The 3,410-nt window shown below is 68.3% G+C and carries 4 protein-coding genes; 1 reads left to right on the top strand and 3 read right to left on the bottom strand.

The features are described 5' to 3' along the window. Positions 1-322: hypothetical protein (locus tag ACRDUX_RS04370; protein ID WP_526411383.1), on the top strand; the 322-nt coding region annotated here is incomplete at its 5' end. Positions 323-722: 400 nt separating this feature from the next. Here the strand turns inward: ACRDUX_RS04370 and ACRDUX_RS04365 are convergent. The 3 genes from ACRDUX_RS04365 to ACRDUX_RS04355 form a co-directional block, all read right to left on the bottom strand. Beyond that, a complete protein-coding gene (locus ACRDUX_RS04365; RefSeq protein ID WP_526411381.1) occupies positions 723-1,280 on the bottom strand; it encodes a glycosyltransferase family 8 protein in 558 nt (185 codons plus the stop codon). Positions 1,281-1,394: 114 nt separating this feature from the next. Continuing rightward, positions 1,395-2,123 (bottom strand): sterol desaturase family protein, encoded by a 729-nt coding sequence (locus ACRDUX_RS04360; protein WP_526411379.1) that lies wholly within the window; start codon positions 2,121-2,123, stop codon positions 1,395-1,397. Between the two features lie 737 nt (positions 2,124-2,860). After that, the coding region (locus ACRDUX_RS04355; protein ID WP_526411377.1) for an FHA domain-containing protein at positions 2,861-3,410 on the bottom strand (550 nt) is incomplete at its 5' end.

Here is a 3,410-nt window from a genome sequence, read left to right as displayed (position 1 = left end):
CGCCGCGACCCGGCGCATGCTGCAGGCGCTGCTCGCCAGCGGCCCGACGCTGGGGGCCTATCGCAGCTTCTCGCATGGCCGCCAGCCGGGCTCGAACGTCGAGCGGGTGGGCAACGTCGACGTGCCGTGGTGGTACACCACCGGCGCCCGCGAGCAGACCGCGCTGGGCATCCAGGCGCTCTGCGTCCCCGCCTTCGACGAGAAGGCCTGCGCCGCCATCTTCCCGGAGCTCAAGCGCCTGATCGGGGCGATCGACCGCGAGGATCAGGACCGCGCGGCGTTCAACGCGGCCCTGAACGCGATCCGCGCCAAGCTCTTCTGAGCCCCGACCTGGAGGGCGCCGGTCCCTCGGCGCCGGGGGTGGCGGGGAGAGCAGGGAGATCGTCCTTGGGCCCGGGCTCACCGCGCCGAGACGCGGTAGACGATCGCGGTCGGCGGCCGCTCCGCCGGCACGAACCGCGGCGACCCGTCGGGCTGTTCTTTGAACACGCCCTCGGCCGCCAGGGTGTGGGGCAAAGCTCAGCGGATGGATCGGGAACAGGATTCCGTAGATGTGGAGACAGGCGAAGACCGAGAAACCCTCGACCGGACGCACCACCATCGCCGTCCAGATCGACAGCGGCGGCGTGTCGACGCTCCGCCACGAGGTCCTCGGCAAGCAGATGGACCAGGCGCTCGCGCGCTTCGCGGAGATCGACGCGCCCGCGCTCCTTCGCGGTGGATCATGGCGGCGACGATCGCAAGTTCGCCTTGCCACCGAGGTCAAGGCGCCGCCACGCGACAAGGTCGATGAGGAGCATCCCGGCGTTGAAGTATGGCGCGTCGGGTGGGACCGCCAGCTTGCGCCACCGCAGCGGCCGCAGTGTGCCAGCGGGCGAGCCGATCCACGGCATCCTCGCATCACGCACGGCGCCGAGCGCATGGCCTCCCAGCTCCGATTCCCACAACGGGCGGAGCGAATCCATGATCATGACGTCGCTGTCGAGGTAGATGACGCGGGCCTGCTCTTCTGGCAGCATCGCGCCGAGCATGAGGCGCTGGGCCGATGCACGCGGCAGGCCGTCGCAGGACTTCACGCCGGCCACGGCGTCGGTGTTCATCGGCAAGACGCGAAGCTCGGCTCCTGCCGGCACGCTCTGTTTGAGCCGGACCAGGTCCGCCGCGGGGATCGCGTCGTGGAACAGGTAGGCCACCAGCTCGTCCGGCCTGTGCGTGGCGTAGAGGCTGTGCAGGGCGACCGCGAGCGGCATCACGATGCCCGCGTCACAGCCAGGAAGCACACCGTGATCGGCCCGTGGTCCCGGTGTCTCGCGGACGGGTCGGGCTGGGGAATGGGTGTGGGAGCGGACAAAGCAATCGCGCGCGACAGGATAGTGGCGGGCCGCACCGATCGCTCAGGGCACCCGCTGGAACGTCCCGAACGCCCGATCGCAGATCGACAGCATCACCGAGATGTTCTTCGGCTCGCGGCTCGAGTGGTGGATGTCGTGACCGCGCGCGGTCGCGAAGAACCAATCATAGACCGGCAGACGGTAGTTGCAGTGCGTCGTCATGTTGACGGCGGTGACCGCGAACGCCGCCACGGCAAAGGTCAGCGGGTGGATCGGGAACAGGATTCCGTAGATGTGGAAACAGGCGAAGACCGAGAAACCCTCGACCGGATGCACTACCATCGCTGTCCAGATCGACAGCGGCGGCGTGTCGACGTGGTGGTACGAGTGCACGGACTTCATGTACCAGCGCTGCCGATGCTCGAAGCGGTGCCAGAAGTACGACACGAAGTCGCCGAGCAGGAAGTAGAGTACAAGATCCCTGCAGAACTCGAAGACCGTGGGCGCCTGCGGCGGCACTTCGATCATGGCGAGCGGCACCAGCACGACGACGATCATCCCCGCCACGTACAGCGACCCGTACCATTTCATGGCGCGCCAGTAGACGGCCCAACACTCCGCGAGCGTCTGCCGCTTTGTGACCACGACGTCGACGAACGAGAAGAGGATGCCCGGGACGTAGATGCCGGCCACGACGGCGGTCAGCAGAAAGGCCGGAGACGCGATGCCCTCGGCACCCACGTGCTCGCGGAGGAAATCCCAGATCGGCTGAAGCGCACTCACTTCCTGCACGGACAGTCTCCGCCAATGGATGCGTCAGGGGTCACTCGCGTCGCCATCGTCGCCATGGCGGATAGCCCGTATTGGCTGCGAATTCGACATAACGCCGAAGTATCGGACGTCCCCACCACGGTATCCGTCAGGCTTCGGCGTGCCGCGTGGGCTCGTTCAGCACCGACTCCCCCGCTGACCCCGCGGCCATATGGCCTGCGAGCTGGGCGGTCAAGCCCGAAATGCAGTCGAGTGCGGTCGAGTCCAGTCGGAAAGGGCGGCGGCCGGCGAAGCGGCGCGACGCTTACGGCGGATCTTGTCGGCGAGGTGCTAGGAGACGCGTGCGCGTGCGGTCGAACGGGAAGACGGCTCCGCCCGCTCGCTTCTGGTCCGGCGTACGCTGGCCGCTCGCTTGTCGCGAGGTGGGGCCTCCACTACGCCCGGCATCGCCCGCCCTCGGCGGGTACAAGGACTGCGTCGCATCGAACCGCTGCGAGCACAGGAGGGCCGTCCCGATGTACGAGAGCAAGCGCTTCCCGCACGATGGAACGGTTGATGCCGATGGACACGTTCTCGAACCGGCGTGCCTGTGGGAACGGTACCCGAAGCGATCGACCGCGAAGATCAGGACCGCGCGGCGTTCAACGCGGCCTTGAACGCGATCCGCGCCAAGCTCTTCTGAGCGCGGCCTGGAGGGCGCCGGTCCCTCGGCGCCGGGGGTGGCGGGGAGAGCGGGGAGATCGTCCTTGGACTCAGGCTCACCGCGCCGAGACGCGGTAGACGATCGGCGGCGCGGTCTCGACGCCGGGCACGATGCGCCCGGCGCCGGACAGCACCAGTTCCTCGCGCACGACGCGCAGCATCGGGCCGTCGTCGACGAAGACGTAGGTACCGTTGGTGCTGTGGTCGACGAGCAGAAACTTGTCGATGCGCAGGATGATCTCAACGTGGAGACGCGAGACCTGCTCGCGGTCGACGTGGATGTCGCTGTTGGCGTGGCGGCCGATGGTGAGCCGGGTGCGTTCGGGGCCGACGACGAAACGCCGGTCACCGTGGCGGATCTCCATGGTCGCGCTCGACGACCGCATGCGCACGGGCAGGCTGACGGTCGCATCCTCCTCCTCGCGCACCAGCTCGTAGACCGGCACCGGGGTCGGGCGGTTGCGCAGCAGGACCTGGTCGATGAGGCGGGTCTGCGCCTGCAGCGCCGGCGGCAGCGCCTCGTAGACCGCACCGGAGAGGAAGATCTCGTCGCCGCCCGCCAGGCTGACCAGGCGCGAGGCGACGTTGACCGTATCGCCGTAGACG

The sequence above is a fragment of the Mycobacterium sp. genome, from assembly GCF_050701675.1.
Lineage (GTDB): Bacteria > Actinomycetota > Actinomycetes > Mycobacteriales > Mycobacteriaceae > Mycobacterium.
Note: the sequence above shows the minus strand (reverse complement) of the source record. Positions and strands in the feature narration are given on the sequence as shown.